We start from the raw sequence: 21,621 nt of genomic DNA, 5'->3' as shown, positions 1-21,621 counted from the left end.
CGTCCGTAAACCGCGTCGTTACGGCGGCGTATGGAAGCCGCAACCCGAGTGAAGACGTCGGTATGCCACAGGGCGCGGAACACTCGGTCAGGCGTGAGGCACGGTCACGGCCGCTGCGTCGTCTGCCTTCGGCAGGCGGCGCGTGCGCGGCATCGGACAGGCCCACCGTGGCGTAGCGCGGCGTGGACGGCGAGAGCGAGGCGACAGGCAGCAACGCGCAACGGTTCCTGCGAGGCGCTCCTTAGATACTGCAAAGCCCGAGCGGCGGCGACGCGGACGACGCGCAAACGAAAACGGGCCGCATCAGCGGCCCGTCGGAATACGACCTAGCGCGCCGGCCGCAACGCCGGCGCGCAGGAATCAACTCACTGGAACCCGTTGGCGAAGATCACGTCGACGACGACCGGGCAGTTGGTGTTGTTGATGACGCAGCGCGCCCACTCCGGATGGTCGATGAACGGATTGCGGTTGCCCTGGAAGGACTGGACCATCGCGTTGCGGTTGCGCTCGTAGTCGTCCGGCGGATCCTGGTCGTTCCAGTCCAGCAGCACCGACTTCAGACCCATGTAGCCGATGCAGCCGCTGCAGGTCGTCGCGTCCTTGCCGACGATCAGGCTGCGGTCGTCGGTGACTTCCAGACGCGGTTCCGGCGCGCCGCTGACGTTGTTGCCGCCCTGGTAGCGCACGACCATGTACAGCACGGCGCGGGCCATGTCGCCCTTGCGGAAATCCCAGACCTGGAACGTGCTGGCGTTGAAGTAGTTGCTGCTCGTGCCGCCGGTGCCGCCGACACCGTGATTGGCCGTGGTCGGACGCGCGGTGCAGCCCGAGCAGAGGCCGTACGGGCTGTTGCCGCGGTCGGAGTTGTAGCCGACGTGCGAGGCATACAGCATGTGGCCGTCGGTATGTGGCGGATTCGGACGGCCGCTGGAGTCGGTCGGGTTCGGGAAGCCCAGCGACTTCGGCCAGGTGTGCTCGCGGTTGTAGTTCGCCGCGCCGCTGGTCTGCTTCGGATAGCTCTCGTTCTTGTAGACGTCCCAGACCTTGGTCGTGTCGGTCGGATCTTCATCCGCCTTGTTCATGACGGTGTAGGTGTCGCCGTAATGGATCGAGGTGTGGTCCTTGATGCGGTTGTGCAGCCAGGCCTTCAGCGCGGGACCGCTCGAGGTGTCCACGCCGGCGTAGTAGTCGTTGATCGACGAGGCCGTCTCGAAGCCCACGACGACGTTCGCGGTCATGTCCTGGATGGTGCCGTCCTGGTCGTGCACCTTGTTCGCGAGGATGGTCAGCGTGCACTGCTCGAGCAGGCCGAGATCCACGTCGGGGTTGATCTGGAACGTGACCGGACCGCCGCTGGTCTGCGCCGTGTGCGCGCCGCTGTTGGCGCACGACAGCGTGTACCAGCCGGCATCGGCGGTGACCGATTCGGAGAACGTGACGCTGAGGTTCGAGCTGCCCGGGAAGCCGTGCGCGCCGTTGGACGGCGTCGTCGTGGTCACGCCCGGCGGCAGATCGCCGGCCGTGCTGAAGCTCATCGTGTAGTCGGCGGCCATCGTCTCGACGGTGCCGTCCTGGTCGCTGACCTGATCGCCGATCACGGTCAGGGTGCAGGTTTCGCCGCTCGCGAAATCGACGTCGGGGTTCAGGGTGCGCGTGGCGCCGGTGCCCGTGGTCACGGCCGAATGCGAGCCGCTGACGCTGCATTCCAGGGTGAACCAGCCCGTGGTCACGTCGACGGGTTCGCTGAAAGTCACCGCGACGTCGACCGTATTGGCCTGGCCCGTCGCGCCGTTGGCCGGCGTCGTCGAGGACACGATCGGCGGCACGTCGACCGGCGGGCCGAAGCTCTGGCCGTTGTTGCAGTTGCCGAAGGTCTGCGTCGCGCTGCCCTGCCAGGTGAAGCTGCCGTAGTCGCTGCCGCTGCCGCTGAGCTGCAGCGAGGTGCCCGGCGCCGTGGAGTTGGTTTCGGACACGCCGATGTCGACGCTGGTCATGCCGGAGGCCGGGCCGTTGCTGGCCGTGGCCGGGCCTTCGTAGCTCAGGAACTGCACCACGCTGCCGCCGGCGTCGACGAGCGCGATCGCGTCGTTGGCGCCGTTCTGCACGCCGTTGGTCGGATAGTTCAGAACCAGGATCTGCTTGCTGCCGCAGGTGCTCGCCGTCGCTTCGGACAGCAGGCGGTCGCTGTAGGTAGTCGCCGCGGCCGGCGTGTTGCCGTTGTACAGCACGACGCGCCAGTTGCTCAGGTCGGTGCCGGTCGGGCCGACGACTTCGATGGCTTCGCCGACGTCACCGGCGCCGGTGCTGTCGTCGTAATGCAATTCATTGATGAAGACGGCGGTATCGGCCATCGCCGAGGCGGCGAAGCCCGACAGCAGCGCGACGACGGCGCCGCTGAGCGCGCGGGAACGAAACGACATTGGAAGCAATCCCCTGTTCTGAAGACGGCCCCGCGCATCCGGCGCGGGCCCGACAAGGCAATGACCGGAATGTCCGGTCGTCTGGATGATGAGCCTGATCAGCCCGCTTGCGCCTCCGCCGTGGAGCGCGCAGCCGGCCCGCGTATCCGCAGCGGGGCCCGGCAATCCCGGACAGCCATGGCCCGGAATCGCGCGAATATAGCGGGAGCGCATGACAACTGCACGGCAGCCTGCAGCAACGAAGGGCTTGGTGAACGTTCGCCCCGTCGACCGTACGTCGAGTCACCTGATTTCTCGGTCCGCCGATCGCCTGCGCGGCAAGCCGTCGGCCGCCGTGACTCGCGGGGCGGGGAAGCCTGTGCGGCTTGTGCGGATCGTCGCGACGCGCGCGGCACGGAACGGGCGGCGATTCGGGCGGGCGCTCGCGCGGAAACGAGCGGCTGCGCCTGCCTGGATCTGGGCGCATCGCGCCGGTTTCGACAGCCCTGATACGCGCATAGCAATCTCAGCCGATTCCGACGGCCCGGCGCGCAAGATACGGATGGCCGCATGCCGGGGGGCGGCGCAGACTGCAATCCAGATACCCGATCCACCGAGTCACGCCGCCATGTCATTCGCCCACACCGATCCCGTCGCCCGCGCCCACGAACTGCTCAGCGCCACCGAGGAAGCGCCGAGCCTGCAGACCCTGGCCGAGGAAGTCGGCCTGTCGGCCAGCCATCTGCAGCGGCGCTTCCGCGCACGCTACGGCATGAGCCCGGCCGAATTCGCCGCGAGCCGACGCCTGGGCCGCCTGAAGAGCGCGCTGCGCGAAGGCGCCTCGGTCACCGACGCGGTCTATGCGGCCGGTTTCGGTTCGGGCAGCCGCGTCTACGAACACAGCGACCGCCTGCTCGGCATGACGCCGGCCGACTATCGCCGCGGCGGCAAGGGCGCGACCTTGCGCTATACGACCTTGACGACGCCGCTCGGCGAGTTGCTCGTCGCCGCGACCGAGCGCGGCGTCTGCGCGATCCTGCTCGGCCAGGACGAGGAAGGCTTGCTCGCCGAGCTCGAGCGCGAATTCCCGGCGGCACAGCGCGAACGCGTCGATGCGGGCCGCGACGAATGGCTGGCCCGCATCATCGCCGAAGTGCATGCAGGCCTCGGCTGGGGCGAACGCAGCGAACAACCCCTGCCGCCGTTCGACCTGCGCGCGACCGCATTCCAGTGGCGCGTCTGGCAGGCGCTGACGCGCATTCCGGCCGGCGAGACGCGCAGCTACAGCGCGATCGCCGACGCGATCGGTTCGCCGCGCGCGGTTCGCGCCGTCGCACGCGCCTGCGCGACGAACCGGCTCGCGGTGCTCGTGCCCTGCCATCGCGTCGTGCGCGAGGACGGCAGCCTCGGCGGCTATCGCTGGGGTCTCGCGCGCAAGCGCCGCCTGCTCGCGCGCGAAGCGGAAGTGGCCCCGCAGGCCTCATGAACAGTGGCGCTATCGGGCGCGACCGCACGCGACTTAGCATGCGCAATCCGAGGAACGGGGGGCCGCTCTTCCGCTTCCGATCATGACCGATACCGTTTCCGATGCGCCCGCCGCGGCGTCGCCTCCGCAGCCGTCGGGCCTGCCCTCCTCGGGCATGCTCTCGCCGCGCGTGCTCGTGCCGCTGGCCCTGGTCGCGCTGTACCTGATCTGGGGCTCGACCTATCTCGCGATCCGCATCGGCCTCGAAAGCTTTCCACCGTTCACGATGGCGGCGCTGCGCTTCCTGATCACCGGCGTCGCACTGTACGCGTTCCTGCGCTGGCGCGGAACGCCGAATCCGACCTTGCTGCAATGGCGCAACTGCGCGATCACCGGCACCTTGCTGCTCGGCTTCGGCAACGGCTTCGTCTGCTGGGCGCAGCAGAGCGTATCCTCGGGACTCGCGGCGGTCGCGGTCGCGAGCATGCCGCTGTTCGCGGCGGTGTTCGGCACTTTCTTCGGCCAGTGGCCGCGGCGTCTGGAACTCGTCGGGCTGCTCGTCGGCTTCGCCGGCGTGATCCTGCTGAACCTCGGCGGCGATCTGGCCGGCTCGCGCCTCGGCGCGCTCGCGCTGCTGACGGCCGCGGCAGCCTGGGCCTTCGGCTCGCTCTGGTCCAAGCGCCAGGACATGCCCGAGCCGATGATGAACACCGCGGCGCAGATGCTCTGCGGCGGCGTAGCGCTGACCCTGCTGGCCCTGCTCAACGGCAACGGCCTGCCGAGTGCGCCGACCGTGCGCGCGACACTGGCGCTGACCTATCTGGCCGTGTTCGGATCGATCATCGGTTTCAGCGCCTATCTGTACCTGCTGCGCACGGTGCGGCCGGCGCTCGCGACGAGCTATGCCTACGTCAACCCGCCGGTCGCCGTGCTGTTCGGCGCCTGGCTCGCCGACGAGCGCGTGCATGCGCTGGATATCGTCGGCATGGCCGTGATCCTCGGCGGGGTCGGCATCATCACGCTCGCTCGCGACAAGCGCTGAGGCCGCGCCGCAAGCGGCTCAACGCCGCGTCAGGGTCGCATGCAGTTCGACGACGACGTTGAAATAGTGCTTGCTCGCGAACGCCTGTTCCTTGGGCGGCAGATGCTGGAACTCCGGCGCGACGACGCCGCCGAACGTCGCGTCGAAGTCGCACCGGATGCCGTAATGCGTGAGCTGCAGCGCACGGCGCGCCTCGGCGTTGAAATACAGGTAGGACTGCTCGGCGATCGGCGGCCATTTATGGGTCGGGTCCTGCACTGCGCCGGCCGAGGTCCAGTACGGCGTGATGATCAGCGCCGTCGCACCGGGCTTGAGCACGCGATAGAGCTCTTCCATGAATGCGACGCGCTCGGCGCCGTCGAGGTGTTCGAGAAAGTGCGAGCAGTGCACCTCGTCGACGCTCACATCGTCGAACGGCCACGGCGTCACGCGCAGGTCGTGCACGACGTCAGCGCCGCAGTCCGCCGACACGTCGACACCGACGAAGCCCGCGCGCTTACGCTGACCGCATCCCAGATCCAGCTTCATTGCGACTCCGGAAAACGAAGAACCCCGGGCCGCCTGGCGGCGACCCGGGGCGGAGCATAGCCCGGCGACGATCGACGGTCCGCGACGCAGCGCGCAGCCGCGGCGCGGTTACAGCGCCTTGCTCATTTCCAGCAGCGGATCGCGCGTGAGGTTGCGCTGCTCGCGGCTCCAGATCACGCGGAACATCGCGACCATCAGCAGCGGCCCGAACAGCACGATGCCGGGCACGACCGCGAGCAGGCTGAGCACGAGCCGCACGAACGTCGAGTTGCCGTTGCCGCGAGCGGCCCAGTTCAGCAGCGCGCCGGCGGCGAAGTACCAGATCACGCTGTGGATCGCCGTCACGACGATGACCATGAACACCGTGCGCAGCAGTCCCGCCGCGCTCATGCCGGTGACGACGCCGACCAGCGCGACCAGCGCCGCAACCAGCGGCACCGCGACGATGGCCCAGGTCTTGCGGTACGAATAGGCTGACTGGAACGCCGGCACGAGCGCGCCGACGAAGCCGATCAGCAGGGCGATCGCAAGGCCGCGCAGCAGCAGCATCGGCGTGATGCGGAAGCTGAAGACGACCTGGGTGAAGTTCGCGCTCAGGGTCGACAGCGACACGTTGTTGAACAGCACGTAGGCGATCAGTGCGCCGATCACGCCGCCGACCAGGGCCAGTACCAGCGCCTCGATCAGCACCGACACGGTGACCGGCATCGCACCGAAGCCGATCGCGCGCAGGGTCGCGATCTCGCGCGCCCGCGCCGACACCGCCGCGTACATGGTGTTCAGCGCGGCGAAGATCGCGCCGAGGCCCATGATGATGGTGACGACGCCGGCGAGGATGCTGATCATCGTGCGGAACTGCTTGGTCTGGCCGCTGAAATAGGCCTGCTGCGTCTGCACGTCGACGTTGAGCCGCGGGTCGGCGCTGAGTCCGGCCTTGAGCTTGTCGATCGCGTCGGCACCGTCGAGTGCGGCCAGCACCGAGGAATAGCCGCGTCGCGTGAACGTGGTCTGCGCGACTTCCGCGTCGGCCCAGAGCTCGCTGTCGGTCGCGTCGCCGGCTTCGAACACACCGACGACGGTCCATTCCGAACCGCGCATGCGCAGGGTCTTGCCGACGTCGGCGCCTTCGAACTGGCGCTGCACGCCGCGGCCGACGACGAGTTCGCGCAGGCCGCTCTGGAACATGCGGCCCTCGACGATCTTCAGTTTGGGCCGCAGCGTGAACGAGGCCGGCTCGACGCCGCGCAGGGTCATGTTGGAACCGGTCTGGGTTTCGCCCTTCTTCAGGAGCTCTGTGATGACGATGAGCTCGGCCGCGGCCTCGGGCTTGCCGTCGGCGCCGCGCCTGATGCCCGGGCCGTCCTTGATCAGCAGCGCCGAGTCGCGGTCGAACGCCGAGTTGAGCTCGGCGCTCGAACCGCCGCGCATGATGATCGCCGCGTCGGTGCGGCCGCTGGCCTGCAGCGCGCTGGAGAAGCCTTCGGCCATCGCGAGCAGCGCCGTGAACACGGCGACCACGCCGGCCAGGCCGATGACGATGACGAGGGACGGGCCCCAGCGTTCGGGCACGCTCTTGAGATTGATACCGGTGATGGCGAGAGTCTGGCTCATGGAATGGTCCTCAGCGTCCGGCCAATGCGTCGACGATCTTCAGCCGCTGCGCACGCAGCGCCGGCAGCAGTCCCACCACGGTGCCGACGACGGCGATCGCGATCAGCCCGGCGGACCAGACGCGCCAGTCCACGCTGATCGGCAGCATCGCGCCGGCGTTCTTCTGCACGAGGATGCCCAGACCGGTCGCGAGACTCAGGCCGATCAGGCCGCCGGCGCCGACGATCAGCAGCGCTTCGGCGAGCACGAAGCCGAGCACCGAACCGTCGGAGAAGCCCAGGGTCTTGAGCACCGCGAGCTCGGGTATGCGTTCGCGCACGCTCTGCGCCATGGTGTTGCCGACGACGAGCAGCAAGGTGAAGAACACCGCGAACAGGATCCAGCGCACGAGCATGCCGATGTCCCCCATCTGCTTGGCGAAGCCGGCATTCCAGTCCTTCTCGGTCTGAGTCTTGGTTTCCTCGGTGGAGTTCTCGTACTTCTTGTCGATGGTCAGCGCGACGTCCTTGGCCTTGTCCGGATCGCCGAGTTTGAGCACGTAGATGCCCGCGCGGCCGCTGCCGAACTGATTGGCCTCGTCGAAATAGGCGAAGTTGATGAAGATCTGGCTGGTCTGGCGCTGCCATTCCTCGTCCTTGCCGTCGTAGATGCCGACGAGGTCGAAGCTCCAGGCCTTGCTGCCGTCCTTCTGCGGGAAGATCGACGACTTGATCGGCAGCTTTTCGCCGACTTTCCAGCCGAACTGCTTGGCGACCTGGCGGCCGGCGATCATGCCGGTGCGGGTCTGCGCGAACTTCTTCCAGGCGTCCTCCGGCATGGTCCATTCCGGATAGACCTTGTGCAGGCGTTCCGGATCGACCGCGAACGCGATCAGCTGCGTGTTCTCCTGCCAGACGCCGCCAAACCACTGCTCGTACATGACCGCCTCGACGCCGGGAACGGCCTCGAGCTCGGGCAGCTGGCGCAGCGGCAGCGACTGGGTGAAGGACACGCGCGACTGGGTGATCAGCCGCGTCGCGCCGACGAAATCGGTGCCGGCGTTGAACATCACGTTGACGGCCTGCAGCAGGCCGAACAGCAGGAAGGCCATGATCACCGACAGCAGGGTGAGCACGGTGCGGGTCTTCTTGCGAAACAGGTTCGCAATGACGAAACCGGTCTTGGTCATGGGATGGACTCCGCGCTCAGTGCGCCGCCTGCTCGGCCAGCTGGCCCTTGTCCAGATGCAGGGTGCGCTTGGCGTATTCGGCCGCGCGCGGATCGTGCGTGACCATGACGATGGTCTTGCCGTGCTCGCGGTTCAACGTCTGCAGCAGGGTCAGGATCTCGTCGGCCGTCTTGCGGTCGAGATCGCCCGTGGGCTCGTCGCAGACCAGCAGCTCCGGATCCGAGACGATCGCGCGCGCGATCGCGACGCGCTGTTCCTGGCCGCCCGACAGCTCGCGCGGCTTGTGCTTGGCGCGCTCGGCGAGGCCGACCACCTGCAGCGCGATCGCGACGTTCTTCTTGCGCTGCGCCGACGACAGCTTGGTCAGCAGCAGCGGCAGCTCGACGTTGCCTTCGGCCGTCAGCACCGGCATCAGGTTATAGAACTGGAACACGAAGCCGACGTTGGACGCACGCCACTTAGTCAGCTCGGCGCTGCTGAACCTGTCGATGCGCTTGCCGTCGATCGTCAGCTCGCCCGAGGTCGGCTGATCGAGTCCGCCGATCAGGTTCAGCAAGGTGGTCTTGCCCGAGCCCGACGGCCCCATCAGCGCGACGAAGTCGCCCTTGGGAATGTCCAGGGTCAGGCCGTGCAGCACCTCCACCTTCTGCTTGCCGCGCTCGTAGCTCTTGGTCAGGTCGCGAATGCTGATCAGGGTGCTCATGGGTTGCTCCGTTTCGGAAAGCGATGAATGCGGGATGGGAAAAGCGGCCGCGTCACTGCGTCTGCGTCTCGACCTTGTCGCCGGCCTTGGCCTGCGCCGGCAGCGCGAGCGCGACGCGGTCGCCGACATTGATGCCGCTGAGCACCTGGCGCGAGCTGGCCAGGGTCTGGCCCAGGGTGATCCTGCGCTCCTCGAGGCGGCCGTCCTTGACCACGTAGGCCAGCGACGCGTCGCCGACGGTCCTGATCGCGTCGCTCGGCACGAGCACGCCCGGCAGCGGCTTCGGCGCGGCCTCGGCGACCGGCCGTGCTTCGCCGAGAAACGCCACGCGCGCGCCCATGTCCGGCACGATGCGCGAGTCCTTGACGTCCATGCCGATGCGCACCTTGACCGTGGCCTTGCCGCGGTCGGCGGTCGGGATGATCGCGATGACCTTGCCCGGAATCTTCCAGTCCGGATACGCGTTCAGCGTGCTCTCGACCGGCTGGCCCGGCTGCACGCGGCCGATGTAGGCCTCGTTGACGTCGACCTCGATCTCGAGCGAATTCATGTCGACGATGGTGCCGATGCCTGTGCGCGTGAAGCCGCCGCCGGCCGACATCGGCGAGACGATCTCGCCGGGCTGGGCCGCCTTGACCGTGATGACGCCGGCGAACGGCGCCTTGACCACGGTGTTCTCCAGGTAGACGCGGGCCACTTCCACGCCGCTCTGCGCGACGGCGATCTGGCGTTCCTGCGCGGCGATGCGTGCCTTCAGCGCAGCGACGTCGGTCGCCGCGTTCTCGCTGAGCTGCTGGCTGGTCAGCTTGCGCTCGACCAGTTCCTGCTGGCGCTTGAGGTCGCGTTCGGCGCGCGCGAGCTGTACTTTGTGCTCGGTCAGCTGCGCGCGCGCGGCTTCGAGCTGGGTCTGCGCCTGGTCGAGCTGGGCCTGCGCGTCGATCGGATCCAGCCGCGCCAGCACTTCGCCTTCCTCGACGCGCTGGCCTTCCTCGATGTGCACTTCGGCCACGCGTCCGGTCACCTTGGCCGAGACCGTGGCCTGGCGCCGCGCGGTGACGTAGCCGCTCGCATCGAGCACTGACGAACCGGCCGTCGCGGTCGGCGTCACGGGTTGGGCGACCGCGGTCGCGACGACCCAGGTCGTACCGCGGCCGAACAGAAACCAGGCGCCGATGCCGGCGACCGCGACGAGCGCGATGGCCAGGCCTATCCAGCGTCCCTTGCCGGATTCTTCCGGCGGCGGCGCGCTGCGGTCGATGCGCAGCTGCTTGAGCATTTCGGTGTTGTCCACGATTCCACCATGTCCTGCGGGAGGTCGGCTGCGGCGCTGGCGGCATGTCGAAAAACGGGCTCGCGCCCGTTTCTCGATCGAACGGCGCAAGCACGACTTGCACACGTTCTCCTGGAATCAATCGCTTACGCGGTCGACTCTCGTGCGACCCCTGTCGGGATCGTCTGGCAGGCTGTTTTCCTACACCTGCCAGCGGGCTGGCTGCTCGCCGCAACGCCGAAGTGTGCCATAGACTGCCGCAGCCGCCGGATCGCCGACAGAGGCGTCGATCAGCAATTGGAGGTGACAGGTGTCAACTGACGCAGGCGCCGGCTATTCCGGCACGCCGCTGGCGAAAAAGCTCGGCCTCAAGCCGGGTTTGCGCCTGCTCGTCCTCGGCGCGCCGACGGACTACGCGGCGATTACCGGTTTCGACTTGTCGACCTGCCGCGTGCTCGCGCGCGTCGCCGCCTTCGACTTCGCGCATGCCTTCGTGCGTTCGCGCGCAGAACTGCAACAGGCGCTCGATGCGCTGACGCCGGTGCTCGACGATCGCGGCACGCTATGGATCTCCTGGCCGAAGAAGGCGTCGAAGATCGCGACCGATCTGAACGAGGACGGCATCCGCGAGCTCGCGCTGCCGCGCGGGCTCGTCGACGTGAAGGTCTGCGCCGTCGACGCGGTCTGGAGCGGCCTGAAGCTCGTGCGCCGCGTGACCGAACGCGGCCGCTGACATCCGCGGCCCGGAAGCAGAAGCCGATGACGCGCGACGCGCCGGCTCCGGATCAGCGGTGGCCGTATTTCTCGGTCAGCCGCTTGCCGAGGGCCTTGTTCAGCACCTTCGCTTCGCCCTTGCGCTTGAGCTGCGCCTCGAGATTGCCGGCCTGCGCCTGCAGTTCGTCGCGCAGCTTCTGGTAGCTGGCCCAGCGCTCGGGGTCGAGCTCGCCGCTGTCCAGCGCCGCGCGCACGGCGCAGCCCGGCTCGGATCGGTGCGCGCAGTCGCCGAAGCGGCACTGCATCGCGAGGCTGTCTATGTCGGCGAACTGGCCGGCTTCGAGGTCTTCTTCGCCGGTCAGTTTCAGTTCGCGCATGCCCGGGGTGTCGATCAGGCAGCCGCCCTGCGGCAACGCGATCAGCGCGCGGAACGTCGTCGTGTGCCGGCCGCGGCTGTCGTGCTCGCGCACGGCCTTGGTGGCCTGGCGTTCCTCGCCGAGCAGGGTGTTGGTCAAGGTGGACTTGCCCACGCCCGAGGAGCCGACGAGCACTGCCGTGCGTCCGGGGCCGAGGTACGGATGCAGCACCGCGACGCTCTGTGCATCCTTGGCGTTGACCGCGTGCACGATGATGTCCGGCGGCAGAACGTCCGCGACGTCGGCGAGCAGCGCGTCGAGGTCGTCGTGCCGGTCGGCCTTGGTCAGCACGACGACGCAGGTCGCGCCCGAGGCCTGGATCAGCGCGAGGTAGCGTTCGAGCCGGCGCGGGTTGAAATCGCCGTCGAGCCCCATGAGCACGAGCACGCTGTCGACATTGGTCGCAATCAGCTGGCGCTGGTAACGTTCGCCGGCGGCGGCGCGCGACAGGGTCGCGTGGCGCGGCAGCACGGTTTCGATCTGCGCGTGTTTGCCGGGCTTGAGCAGCACGAAGTCGCCGACGGCCGGACGCTCGATCGGATCGAGACTGCGTTTGAGGAAACGCGGTGCCGGCTGCACGGTGAATTCGTTCGCGCCGTCGTGCACGACGTAGCCGTTGCGGTGCTGGATGATCACGCGCGCCGGCAGATGTCCGGCCGGCGCGTCTTCGGGCAGCACGATGGCGTCGCTCCAGCCGATACGGGCCAGACGCGCGCGGGTCTCGGGGGTCAGCATGCGGGCATTCTAGGGAAGACCGGGACACGTGTCCGCAGTGGCCGCGCGCGACGGCCGGGCGCGCCGCGAGCAAGCAGAGTTTCCGTACGGAATGCCCGCCGGAGGAAGGCTGACCGTCCGCCGCCTTGTCCGGGCGACGGACGGGGGGCGGGTATCGGTCAGCGCTTGGCTACGGCCTCGGCTGGCGCGTTCGCGCGCAGCGCCTGCACCTCGCTGCCTTCGGTCAGCGCACCCTGCCCGGCGACGACGACGTCGGCGCCCGGGCTCAGGCCCTGCAGCACCTGCACGTTACGGCCCGATTCGTAGCCGAGCTTGACCGCGACGCGCTGGGCTTTGTTGTCGCGCACGACGAACACGCTCGTGTCGCGGTCGCCGCTGAGCAGCGCGGTCTTCGGAATCAGAATCGCGCCGGCCACGTTGTCGTAGGCCACGTCCAGGCGCGAGAACAGGCCCGGTCGCAGCTTGGCGCTGCTGTTGTCCACGGCCACGACGATGTCGACCGTGCCGCTGGCCGCGTCGACGACCGGGCTCACGCGCTCGATCTCGGCAGGGAAGCTCTGACCCGGCAGCGCGTCGGCCCGGTAGTCGACGAGCTGGCCCGGCTTCAGCGCGGCGCTGGCCCGTTCGGGCACGCGCAGGCGCGCCTTGAGCTCGCGGAAGTCGGCCATCTCGAAGGCGACTTCGTTGACCTTCAGCAGCTGGCCTTCCTTGACGCGGCGGCGCGTGATCACGCCGTCGAACGGCGCGACGACCGCGCACTTGGACAGGCTCAGGCGCGCCAAGTCGACCTCGGCCTTGCGCGTGGCCAGATCGGACTTGTTCTGTTCGTAGGTGTTACGCGCGATCAACTGGCGCTGGAACAGGCTCTCGTTGCGCGCGTCCTGGTGCTTGAGGCGCTCGAGCTCGGTCTCGGCCTGGCGCAGCAGCACGCCGTGACGTTCGGCGTCGAGGCGGGCGAGCACCTGGCCCTTGCGCACGAACTGGCCTTCTTCGGCCCCGAGCGACAGAACGACGCCGCCGATCTCGCTGACGACCTTGGCTTCGCGCTCGGCTTCGAGCACCGCGGTGCCCGCATAGCGTGCGGTGATGTCGCCCTGGACGACGGCCGCGATCTCCACCGGGATCGCTTCGGCCTTCGGCTTCTCAGCGGTGGACTTGGACTGGGCCTCGCCGGCGCAGCCGCTCAGCAGCGGTGTCGCGGCGGCCGAGAGCAGGAGCAGGGAGACGAACGCGGCGGTCTTCATGGCGATCTCTATTGAGATAGTGTTGTAGTAAACTACAACACCAATTGCGGACGGTCAAGCGAATCCTAGTCGGCGCCGGTTACACGCCACATCTGCCGGAGGAAACAATGACTTCCGGCGACCCGCCCGGCGGTGCCCGACGGCCGGACCGGCGGATTCCGCCTTCGCCCTGCCCCGATGCCGCCGCCCCGCGGATTCCACGAACGGCTCAGATGCGCGATGAGCGGCGAAGGTTGCGCCCGGCGCGGCGAAAACTTCAGCCGCCTCGCGCAGCGCAGCAAAACGCCCACGTTTTGCCACAAATGTGACCGAATGCTGTTTGGACATTCGTCTGCCAGCCGCTAGGATGCGGCGACCCGAACAGGACCCATCGCAATGGCGCAGCGCACCGTACCCGTCAGTTCCCGTCTCGGCGACGTTCGTTACGAGATCCGCGGGGCCCTGTCGCGTCGTGCCCGCGAACTCGAAGCCGAAGGACGCCAGATCGTCCGGCTGAACATCGGCAACCCCGGCCTGTTCGGTTTCGCCGTGCCGGCGCATCTGCGCGAGACCATCGCCGAACACCTGCACCAGAGCGAAGCCTATTGTCACCAGCAGGGCCTGCAGCAGGCGCGCGAAGCCATTGCCGAGCGCGAGATCGCCCGCGGCGCTTTCGGTGCCCACGCGGACAACGTCTTCATCGGCAACGGCGTGTCGGAACTCATCGACCTGACCCTGCGCGCCCTGCTCAACAGCGGCGAGGAAGTGCTGCTGCCGAGTCCCGACTATCCGCTCTGGAGCGCCGCAACCGTGCTCAACGGCGGCCGCGCGCGCTACTACCCGTGCCCGGCGTCGCGCAGCCACCTGCCCGATCCCGACGAAATCGAGGCGCTGATTACGCCGCGCACGCGCGCGCTCGTGCTGATCAATCCGAACAACCCGACCGGCGCGGTCTATCCGCGCGAGCTGCTGCAGGCGCTCGCGCATATCGCCGAAAAGCACCGCCTGCTGCTGCTGTCCGACGAGATCTACGACGGCATCCTCTACGACGACGCCGAATTCCATCCGCTCGCCGCGCTGGCCGGCGAAACGCCGTGCATCACCTACGGCGGCCTGTCCAAGATGCACCGCGCCTGCGGCTACCGCGTGGGCTGGATCAGCCTGTCGGGCTCGCCGGCGAAGATGGCCGAATTCCGCGCCGCGCTCGATCTGCTGTCGGCGCTGCGCCTCTGCGCGAACGTGCCTTCGCAATGGGCCGTCGTGCCGGCTCTGCAGGGTCCCGACACCATCAGCCCGCTCGTGCGCGACGGCGGCCGTCTGCATGCGGCGCGGCGCGCCGTCATCGACGGCGTCGCGCGCAGCGAATTCCTCGACGTAGTCGCGCCGCAGGGCGCGTTGTACGCGTTTCCGTCGGTACGCACCGAACATCTCGGCCCGTTCGACGACGAGGACTTCGCACTGGAGCTGCTGCAGAGCGAAAGCGTGTTGATCGTCCCGGGCACCGGCTTCAACATCCGCGAACGCAATCATTTCCGCCTGACCCTGCTGCCGCAGCCGGCCGAGATCGACGACGTGTTCGTGCGCATCGACCGCTGCCTGGCGCGCATCGCCGAACGTTCGACGGCCGCGCGCGCCCGCCATGTCGCCTGAGCGGCGGGCCGACGGCTTGCCCGGCGACGGGCGCGAACTGCGTTACCTCGCACTCGGCGACTCCTACACGATCGGCGAAAGCGTCGCTCCGGGACTGCGCTGGCCGCAGCAGCTCGTCGAGCGGCTGCGCGGCGACGGCGTCGCGATCGCCGATCCGCAGATCGTCGCGGTCACCGGCTGGACCACCGACGAACTCTCGGCCGGCATGGACGCGGCCACTCTCGTGCCGCCCTACGATCTCGTCAGCCTGTCGATCGGCGTGAACAACCAGTACCGCGGCCGCGACATGCAGAACTACCGGCGCGAATTCGCTGCACTGCTGCAGCGCGCGATCGCGCTGGCCGGGCGGCGCGCGCAGCGCGTCTTCGTCGTCTCGATTCCGGACTGGGGCGTCACGCGCTTCGGCCGCGAATCCGGCCGGGACGTCGCCGCGATCGCGCGCGAACTCGACGCGTTCAATGCGATCAACCGCGAGGAAGCGCAGCGCGAGCGGGTCGCCTGGGCCGACGTCGCGGCGACCTCGCGCGCGGCCGGTGCCGATGCGGCCGAGCTCGCCGACGACGGCCTGCATCCGTCGGGCCGGCAGTACACGGCCTGGCTCGCGACGATAATCCCGGCCGCGCGGGCCGCGCTGTCATCGCCCTGACCCCGTTCGGCAACGCCGCCGATACCTGCGCCCTCTAGTCTTGTTGCGGCTTGGCTACCGGGGCGTCCCATGGACCGCCTGCGCTTCCGCAGCATCTTCATTTCCGACGTGCACCTCGGCACGCGCGACTGCCGCGCCGACTTCCTGCTCGACTTCCTGCGCTCCACACGCTGCGATCAACTCTATCTCGTCGGCGACATCATCGACCTCGAGGCGATGGAGCAGGCGCCGTACTGGCCGGCGCGGCACAGCGAAGTGCTCGCCGAATTTCTCGACATCGCCGCGCGCGGCACCGCGGTCACCTACCTTCCCGGCAATCACGACGCGAGCCTGCGCGGTCTGGCCGGCCAGCGCATCGGCGCGATCGAGGTCGCGCTCGACGCGGTACACACGACCGCCGACGGCAAGCGCCTGCGCGTCAGCCACGGCGACGAATTCGATCCGGAGCACCAGGGCAAGACCTGGCTGACCTGGTTCGGCGACTACGCGTACCGCCTGATCTGCCTGGCCAACCGCAAGCTCAACGCGCTGCGCCGGCGCCTGCGCCTGCCGTATTTCGCGTTGTCCATCCTGGCAAAGTCGCGCATCGGCAAGGCACTGGCCTACATCCGCCGCTATGAAGCGCTTGCGACGGCGCGGGCGCGCGAGCTCGGTCTCGACGGACAGATCTGCGGCCACATCCATTTCGGCCACCTGGCCGAGCACGACGGCATGCTGTATCTGAACGACGGCGACTGGGTCGAACACTGCACGGCGCTGGTCGAGCATCTCGACGGCACGCTCGAGCTGCTGCACTGGAGCGAGCGCCGCGCCGCGCTGATGCGCGCGGCGGCCGGCGAGTCGCGGCCGCAGCCGGCGCCGATTCCGGCCTGGGCGCAGATACTCAGCGCGCGCGGCTGAAGCGCCGCGCGCACCGGCAGGTTCGGGACAGTACGACACGCGGCAGACCTGCCGCGCACCAGGTCGGCGACGTTTACGGAATGTCGGTCACGTTGACCGTGACGACGGCCGAGACCTCGTGGCCGTGGTCGTCGGAGATCGTGTAGCGGATCTGTCCCGGTCCGTGCGTGCCGTGGATGTGCTCGAAGCGGATCGTGCCATTCGCGTTGATCGTCAGTGTGGCCTGGTGCGGGCCGAGGTTTTCCACGCGGATCACGCGCAGCAGGTCGCCGTCGGGATCGCTGTCGTTGGCCAGCACCGGAATGTCCACGCCGCCGCCCTTGAGCACGCCGATCACATCGTCGAGCGCGACCGGCGGACGGTTCGCGCCGGCACCGACCTGCACGTTGACGCGCGCCGTCGCGGTGCCGCCGCGACCGTCGCCGACCACGTAGCTGAAGCTGTCGCTACCCTCGAAGCCTGCGGCCGGCGTATAGGTCACGCTGCCGTCGTCGTTGAGCGCCGCGACACCGTGGGCCGGCGCGCTGACCGACGTGACAGTGAGCGTGTCGCCATCCGGATCGCTGTCGTTGCGCAGCACGCTGATGCGCACCGGCGTCGCGGGCGACGTCTGTGCGCTGTCGTCGGTCGCGACCGGCGGGCGGTTGCCGGCGGTGCCGATGGTCACGGTCACCGTGGCCGTGTCGCTGCCGCCGCGGCCGTCGCTGATCGTGTAGGTGAAGCTGTCGGTGCCGACGTAGCCCGGCGCCGGTGTGTAGCTGACCTGTCCGGCCGTGAAGCTGACCGAGCCATGGGCCGGCGCCGAGGTGCCGGTGATCGTCAGCGGATCGTTCTCGGGATCGGTGTCGTTGGCGAGCACCGCAATGCCGGTCGCCGCCGCGTCGCGCGCGATCGCGACGGCGTCGTCGACTGCGTTCGGCGCGGTGTTGGCGTAGACGCGCGGCCCGAGGGCCGTCGTCGTCGCGCTGCGCTCGAAGCGATAGACGTCGACCGTGCGCTTGTGCTGCGCCGGATTGCGCAGCGCGCGCTCGATCCAGGCCGCCGGCGCGGCCACCGGCTCGCGGCGCCATTCGGTCGGCTGAGCCGCCGTCACGGGCTTGTCGCCCGGCACTTCGTGCTCCTCGACGCTGAGGAACTCGATGTCGACGCGGCGGTTCTTCTGCCGGTTCGGCGCAGTGTCGTTCGGGTATTCCGGATTCAGCTCGCCCTCGCCGCGCGTGTCGATCTGGTCGGCCGGCACGCCGTGGGCGACGAGATAGGCCTTCGCGCTCGCGGCACGGCGCTCTGACAGGCGCTGGTTGTACGGCACGCTGCCGACGCTGTCGGTATGGCCGACGACGGTGATGCGGCTGACGCGGCTGCTGCCGTTGAGCTTGGCCAGCAGTTCGTCGAGTGCGGCGACTGCGTCGGGCCGCAGCTCCGACTTGTCGAAATCGAAGAACGCGTCGCCGTTGAGGCGCACGTCGTTGCGCACGAGGCGGACCTTCGGCGTCTCCGCGTCGGCGACGGCCGGCGCGACGCCCTGCACGGTCTGGTATCCGAACGGCGCGCGCGGCCGGTAGGTCTGGCCGAATTCGTAGCGCAGGGTCAGCCAGCCGCGCGTGTCGTTCTTGTCGATCTCGAAGTCGCCGGACTTCTTCAGCTGCTCGCCGTCGAGCGACAGGCTCCAGCCGGTATTGCGGAAATACTTGTCCACGCCGAGCGACAGGGTGACCTGGTCGGAGCTGAACTTGCCGCGTTCGTAGTCGAGACCGCCGCGCAGGCGCCAGAGCGACTCGTCGAAATAGCGGCCGAGGCGTACCCCGACGCCCTTCTCGTACGGATGCTCGAACGCGTCGGTGACGACGCTGACGGTCTGCGTCTGGGTATAGGCGTGGCCGTTCTCGATGCCGGTCAGCACCGAATTCGTCGTGTCGATGCGGCTGCCGACCTGGCGCTCGCCGGTCAATGCGCCGGACACGTAGCCGTCGATGAAAAAATCGTTCTTCTGGTAGCCGACGCCGAGCGTGGCCTTGCGGTCGTGCCAGATGTTCTGGTCGACGGCGACGAAGGCCTTGGCCACGCGCACGTCGTCGGGATGGTCGATGCTGTCCTGCCGCGTCTTGCCGCCGAGCAGCCAGTGATAGTCGAGCTGCGCGCCGCCGGCGCCGTGCTCGGCGAGCCAGAGCTGGGCGATCCAGGCCGAGTCGCCGTCGAAGCCGAAGATGCCGAGGGCCTCGCCGTTGACATCGCCGTCCTGGTCGATGCCGAGGCTCACGCGCGCATTCGATCCGACGTAGGTGACCGGAATGCTCGGATCGTCGGCCGCGGGCCGGGGCGGCGCGCCCGGTTCCTGGGCGGAGGCGGCGGACAGGGCAAGGGCAATGCTCAGGGCGAGCAGCGAGCGGCGCATAAGGGTTCTCCGAAATCCATGGACAGGGCCGAGCGGCGGCGATTATCGCGCAGCGCTGCGCTGCAAAGATCCCGCAACCTGCAGCGGAAACGTGAAAACGACCGCAAAGCGAAGCGCCGAGGCTGCACGCGGCGCGCCGGAAAACCCCCAGCGGGTCCGGCGCCGCCGGAAGGGCGCCGCCCACGCCGGCGATCCTGACCCCGGGACGGCGACCGCCCCTTGCCTGCCGCCGCGGACGCCCGCATCTACCCGGCGCTATCATCCCGCGCCTGCCCGCCTCGTTCCCGGAATCCCATGAATCTCGACCCCGCCCTTCGCTCGCGCATAGCCGCGCTGTTGACGCAGAACCGCATCGTGCTGTTCATGAAAGGCACGCGCCACGCGCCGCGCTGCGGCTTCTCGGCCGGAACGGCCGGCATCCTCAACGGCCTGCTCGAGGACTACCTCAGCATCGACGTGCTCGCCGATCCGGAAATCCGCGAAGGCATCAAGGCCTACGGCAACTGGCCGACGATCCCGCAGCTCTACGTGGACGGCGAGCTGATCGGCGGCGCCGACATCGTCGCCGGCATGGCCAACAGCGGCGAGCTGCACGCGCTGTTCGGCCTGCCCAGGCCCGACCGCACGCCGCCGACGATCACGATCACCGACGCGGCCGCCGAGGCCATGCGTGCCGGCCTGGCCGACAGCGGCGGCGCTGCCCTGCACTTGTCGATCGACGCGCGCTTCCAGGCGCAGTTCTTCCTGCGCGAAGCCGAAGGCCACGAGATCCGTGCGACCGCGAACGGCATCGACATCCTCATGGACGTCGCCACGGCGCAGCGCGCGCGCGGCATCGTCATCGACTGGGTCGACACGGTGCAGGGCAGCGGCCTGTCGATCAGCAATCCGAACGCGCCGCCGGCGGTGCAGTCGCTCGACGTACACGGCCTCAAGGCGCGGCTCGACCGCGGCGACATCACCGTGATCGACGTACGCCCGGCGCCGGACCGCGCGCTCGCTCCGTTCGCCGCAGCGCAGGTGCTGGACGAGGACACCGTCGCGCGGCTCTCGGCATTGCCGAAGGACCAGCCGCTGGCCTTCCTTTGCCACCATGGCAATTCCAGCCGCAGTGCGGCCGAACATTTCCGCGGACTGGGCTTCCGCCAGGTGTTCAACGTCGACGGCGGCATCGACGCCTGGTCGCGTCAGATCGATACGTCGATACCGCGCTATTGAGTGTTTTCCGGGCCAGGCGCCTGGAAAATCCCCTGTGACGTTCATGTTGCAACGGATCGCCGTTGCAGGTTCCGCCGTGCCCGCGGCGGCACGGCGGATGCGTGAGCCGCTGCTATACTCGGACGCGTCGGTCGCATCGGCCCAACTCGATCGGATCCGGTGCGTCCAGCCTGGCTTCAACAGGGGAGACAGTCGATGCGCGCAGCAGTACTGGCAATGGCGCTGGCGGTGTCGCTCACCGCCTGCGGCGGGGGCCGCGAACAGATCGCCGCCCGCGCCTGCGAAACCGCGGTCAAGAACAAGCTCGCCGGACGCACGTTCGAGCTCGATCCGAAGGCGCTCGCCGCGCGAGCGAAGGCCGAAAGCGGCGACATCCTCTCGCTGAATTCCGAGATCGTGTTCGATCGCGGCCTGACCAGCGAATACAAGCAGACGTTCGACTGCAAGGTCCGCTTCGAAGGCGACAAGGAACCCGCCGTGATCCTGCTCCAGTTCAACTGGAGCATGGAAGACCCGAAGAAATAGCCGGCACCGCGCTGATCGCACACGGCGCCGGCGACGCGGCGCCGCCGGTCCGAGCGCGCCGCCTCGCCGGTCAGAAGCGCAGGTGCTTGACCGACTTGCCTTCGTCGCGGATTTCCTTGAGCGCGTCGATGCCGATGCGGATCTGCGCTTCGACGAATTCGGTCGTGACCTTGCGGTCGCTTTCCTCGGTCTTGACGCCTTCCGGAATCATGGGCTGGTCGGACACGAGCAGCAGCGCGCCGGTCGGAATCTTGTTGGCGAAGCCGACGCTGAACACCGTCGCGGTTTCCATGTCGATGGCCATGCAGCGCGTGCGCCGCAGGTAGGACTTGAATGCGTCGTCGTGCTCCCAGACGCGGCGGTTGGTCGTGTAGACCGTGCCGGTCCAGTAGTCGCGGCCGTGGTCGCGCACGGTCGAGGACACGGCGCGCTGCAGGGTGAACGCCGGCAAAGCCGGGACCTCAGGCGGGAAGTAGTCGTTCGACGTGCCTTCGCCGCGCAGCGCCGCGATCGGCAGGATCAGGTCGCCGAGCTGGTTCTTTCGCTTGAGACCGCCGCACTTGCCGAGGAACAGGACTGCGCGCGGCATGACCGCGGAGAGCAGATCCATGATGGTGGCGGCGGTGGGACTGCCCATACCGAAGTTGATGATGCTGAGCCCGTCGGCGTGGGCGCTGGGCATGGCCTTGTCGCGTCCGCGGACCTCGACGCCGTGCCACTGTGCAAACATTTCCACATAGTTGCTGAAGTTGGTCAGCAACACGTACTTGCCGAATTCTTCCAACGGCACGCCGGTATAGCGCGGCAGCCAGTTGCTGACGATATCTTTCTTGTCTTTCATGCTTTCCCCGTGATCACCCGCGTCGCGGGTCAGGGTTACCGGCGACGCCACGCCGGCGATGTTCTCGTTATAAGCCCGCGCATGATAGCACGGCGGCACCCGCCCCCCCCGGCCGCCGCGGCGCGCGGCGACAGCCGCGGTACATCGTGGCCGCGGGCCGGAGCCGCGGCGGATG

Annotated in this window: 18 protein-coding genes; 8 read left to right on the top strand and 10 right to left on the bottom strand. The window is 68.5% G+C overall.

The window, feature by feature from the left end; genetic code table 11:
• Positions 1-365: 365 nt before the first annotated feature.
• Positions 366-2,420 (bottom strand): endonuclease, encoded by a 2,055-nt coding sequence (locus tag NON22_RS07185; RefSeq protein WP_257386250.1) that lies wholly within the window; start codon positions 2,418-2,420, stop codon positions 366-368.
• A gap of 607 nt (positions 2,421-3,027) precedes the next feature.
• Between NON22_RS07185 and NON22_RS07180 the strand changes: the two genes are divergently transcribed.
• Together NON22_RS07180 and yedA are read left to right on the top strand one after the other, a co-directional pair.
• Complete coding sequence (locus tag NON22_RS07180; RefSeq protein WP_257386249.1) at positions 3,028-3,885, top strand: methylated-DNA--[protein]-cysteine S-methyltransferase; 858 nt, start codon at positions 3,028-3,030, stop codon at positions 3,883-3,885.
• A gap of 82 nt (positions 3,886-3,967) precedes the next feature.
• Positions 3,968-4,906, top strand: coding sequence for a drug/metabolite exporter YedA (yedA, locus tag NON22_RS07175; protein WP_257386248.1), 939 nt, complete (start codon positions 3,968-3,970; stop codon positions 4,904-4,906).
• 18 nt (positions 4,907-4,924) lie between these two features.
• Here the strand turns inward: yedA and NON22_RS07170 are convergent, their stop codons facing one another.
• From NON22_RS07170 to NON22_RS07150, 5 genes are all read right to left on the bottom strand, one after another.
• Positions 4,925-5,434: a class I SAM-dependent methyltransferase gene (locus tag NON22_RS07170; protein ID WP_257386247.1), complete on the bottom strand. Its 510-nt coding sequence runs from the start codon at positions 5,432-5,434 to the stop codon at positions 4,925-4,927.
• A 108-nt stretch (positions 5,435-5,542) separates the two neighbouring features.
• Positions 5,543-7,045 (bottom strand): ABC transporter permease, encoded by a 1,503-nt coding sequence (locus NON22_RS07165; protein WP_257386246.1) that lies wholly within the window; start codon positions 7,043-7,045, stop codon positions 5,543-5,545.
• A 10-nt stretch (positions 7,046-7,055) separates the two neighbouring features.
• Entirely contained in the window at positions 7,056-8,213 is a 1,158-nt protein-coding gene (locus NON22_RS07160; RefSeq protein WP_257386245.1) for an ABC transporter permease, read from the bottom strand.
• Between the two features lie 16 nt (positions 8,214-8,229).
• Positions 8,230-8,916 carry an ABC transporter ATP-binding protein gene (locus NON22_RS07155; RefSeq protein WP_257386244.1) on the bottom strand — a complete coding sequence of 229 codons (687 nt, stop codon included), beginning with the start codon at positions 8,914-8,916 and terminating at the stop codon, positions 8,230-8,232.
• Positions 8,917-8,968: 52 nt separating this feature from the next.
• The gene (locus NON22_RS07150; protein ID WP_257386251.1) at positions 8,969-10,210 is read right to left on the bottom strand and encodes an efflux RND transporter periplasmic adaptor subunit; all 1,242 of its coding nucleotides are present in this window, start codon (positions 10,208-10,210) and stop codon (positions 8,969-8,971) included.
• Positions 10,211-10,496: 286 nt separating this feature from the next.
• On the opposite strand from NON22_RS07150, the gene NON22_RS07145 reads away from it, so the two are divergent.
• Positions 10,497-10,919 (top strand): DUF3052 domain-containing protein, encoded by a 423-nt coding sequence (locus NON22_RS07145; protein WP_257386243.1) that lies wholly within the window; start codon positions 10,497-10,499, stop codon positions 10,917-10,919.
• A gap of 52 nt (positions 10,920-10,971) precedes the next feature.
• Here NON22_RS07145 and rsgA read toward each other — a convergent pair whose 3' ends face one another.
• Positions 10,972-12,051, bottom strand: a complete 1,080-nt coding sequence (rsgA, locus tag NON22_RS07140) for a ribosome small subunit-dependent GTPase A (RefSeq protein ID WP_257386242.1) — start codon at positions 12,049-12,051, stop codon at positions 10,972-10,974.
• A gap of 158 nt (positions 12,052-12,209) precedes the next feature.
• On the bottom strand, positions 12,210-13,295 hold the full coding sequence (locus NON22_RS07135) for an efflux RND transporter periplasmic adaptor subunit (RefSeq protein WP_257386241.1): 1,086 nt from the start codon (positions 13,293-13,295) through the stop codon (positions 12,210-12,212).
• Between the two features lie 375 nt (positions 13,296-13,670).
• On the opposite strand from NON22_RS07135, the gene NON22_RS07130 reads away from it, so the two are divergent.
• The 3 genes from NON22_RS07130 to NON22_RS07120 all read left to right on the top strand — a co-directional run bounded on the left by NON22_RS07130 (position 13,671) and on the right by NON22_RS07120 (position 16,470).
• Positions 13,671-14,924 carry an aminotransferase class I/II-fold pyridoxal phosphate-dependent enzyme gene (locus NON22_RS07130; RefSeq protein ID WP_257386240.1) on the top strand — a complete coding sequence of 418 codons (1,254 nt, stop codon included), beginning with the start codon at positions 13,671-13,673 and terminating at the stop codon, positions 14,922-14,924.
• The gene (locus NON22_RS07125) at positions 14,914-15,570 is read left to right on the top strand and encodes an SGNH/GDSL hydrolase family protein (RefSeq protein ID WP_257386239.1); all 657 of its coding nucleotides are present in this window, start codon (positions 14,914-14,916) and stop codon (positions 15,568-15,570) included. The genes NON22_RS07130 and NON22_RS07125 overlap by 11 nt, the downstream gene beginning before the upstream one ends.
• A 69-nt stretch (positions 15,571-15,639) precedes the next feature.
• Complete coding sequence (locus tag NON22_RS07120; RefSeq protein WP_257386238.1) at positions 15,640-16,470, top strand: UDP-2,3-diacylglucosamine diphosphatase; 831 nt, start codon at positions 15,640-15,642, stop codon at positions 16,468-16,470.
• A gap of 73 nt (positions 16,471-16,543) precedes the next feature.
• On the opposite strand, the gene NON22_RS07115 is transcribed toward NON22_RS07120, so the two are convergent.
• Positions 16,544-18,862 carry an Ig-like domain-containing protein gene (locus NON22_RS07115; RefSeq protein ID WP_257386237.1) on the bottom strand — a complete coding sequence of 773 codons (2,319 nt, stop codon included), beginning with the start codon at positions 18,860-18,862 and terminating at the stop codon, positions 16,544-16,546.
• Between the two features lie 294 nt (positions 18,863-19,156).
• On the opposite strand from NON22_RS07115, the gene grxD reads away from it, so the two are divergent.
• The gene (gene grxD, locus NON22_RS07110) at positions 19,157-20,080 is read left to right on the top strand and encodes a Grx4 family monothiol glutaredoxin (RefSeq protein WP_257386236.1); all 924 of its coding nucleotides are present in this window, start codon (positions 19,157-19,159) and stop codon (positions 20,078-20,080) included.
• A gap of 195 nt (positions 20,081-20,275) precedes the next feature.
• Entirely contained in the window at positions 20,276-20,605 is a 330-nt protein-coding gene (locus tag NON22_RS07105) for a hypothetical protein (protein WP_257386235.1), read from the top strand.
• A gap of 70 nt (positions 20,606-20,675) precedes the next feature.
• On the opposite strand, the gene NON22_RS07100 is transcribed toward NON22_RS07105, so the two are convergent.
• Positions 20,676-21,446: an AMP nucleosidase gene (locus tag NON22_RS07100; RefSeq protein ID WP_257386234.1), complete on the bottom strand. Its 771-nt coding sequence runs from the start codon at positions 21,444-21,446 to the stop codon at positions 20,676-20,678.
• Between the last annotated feature and the right edge of the window lie 175 nt (positions 21,447-21,621).

The organism is Tahibacter caeni (assembly GCF_024609805.1).
Classification (GTDB): Bacteria; Pseudomonadota; Gammaproteobacteria; order Xanthomonadales; family Rhodanobacteraceae; genus Tahibacter; species Tahibacter caeni.
This window is presented reverse-complemented; position numbering and strand designations above follow the sequence as displayed.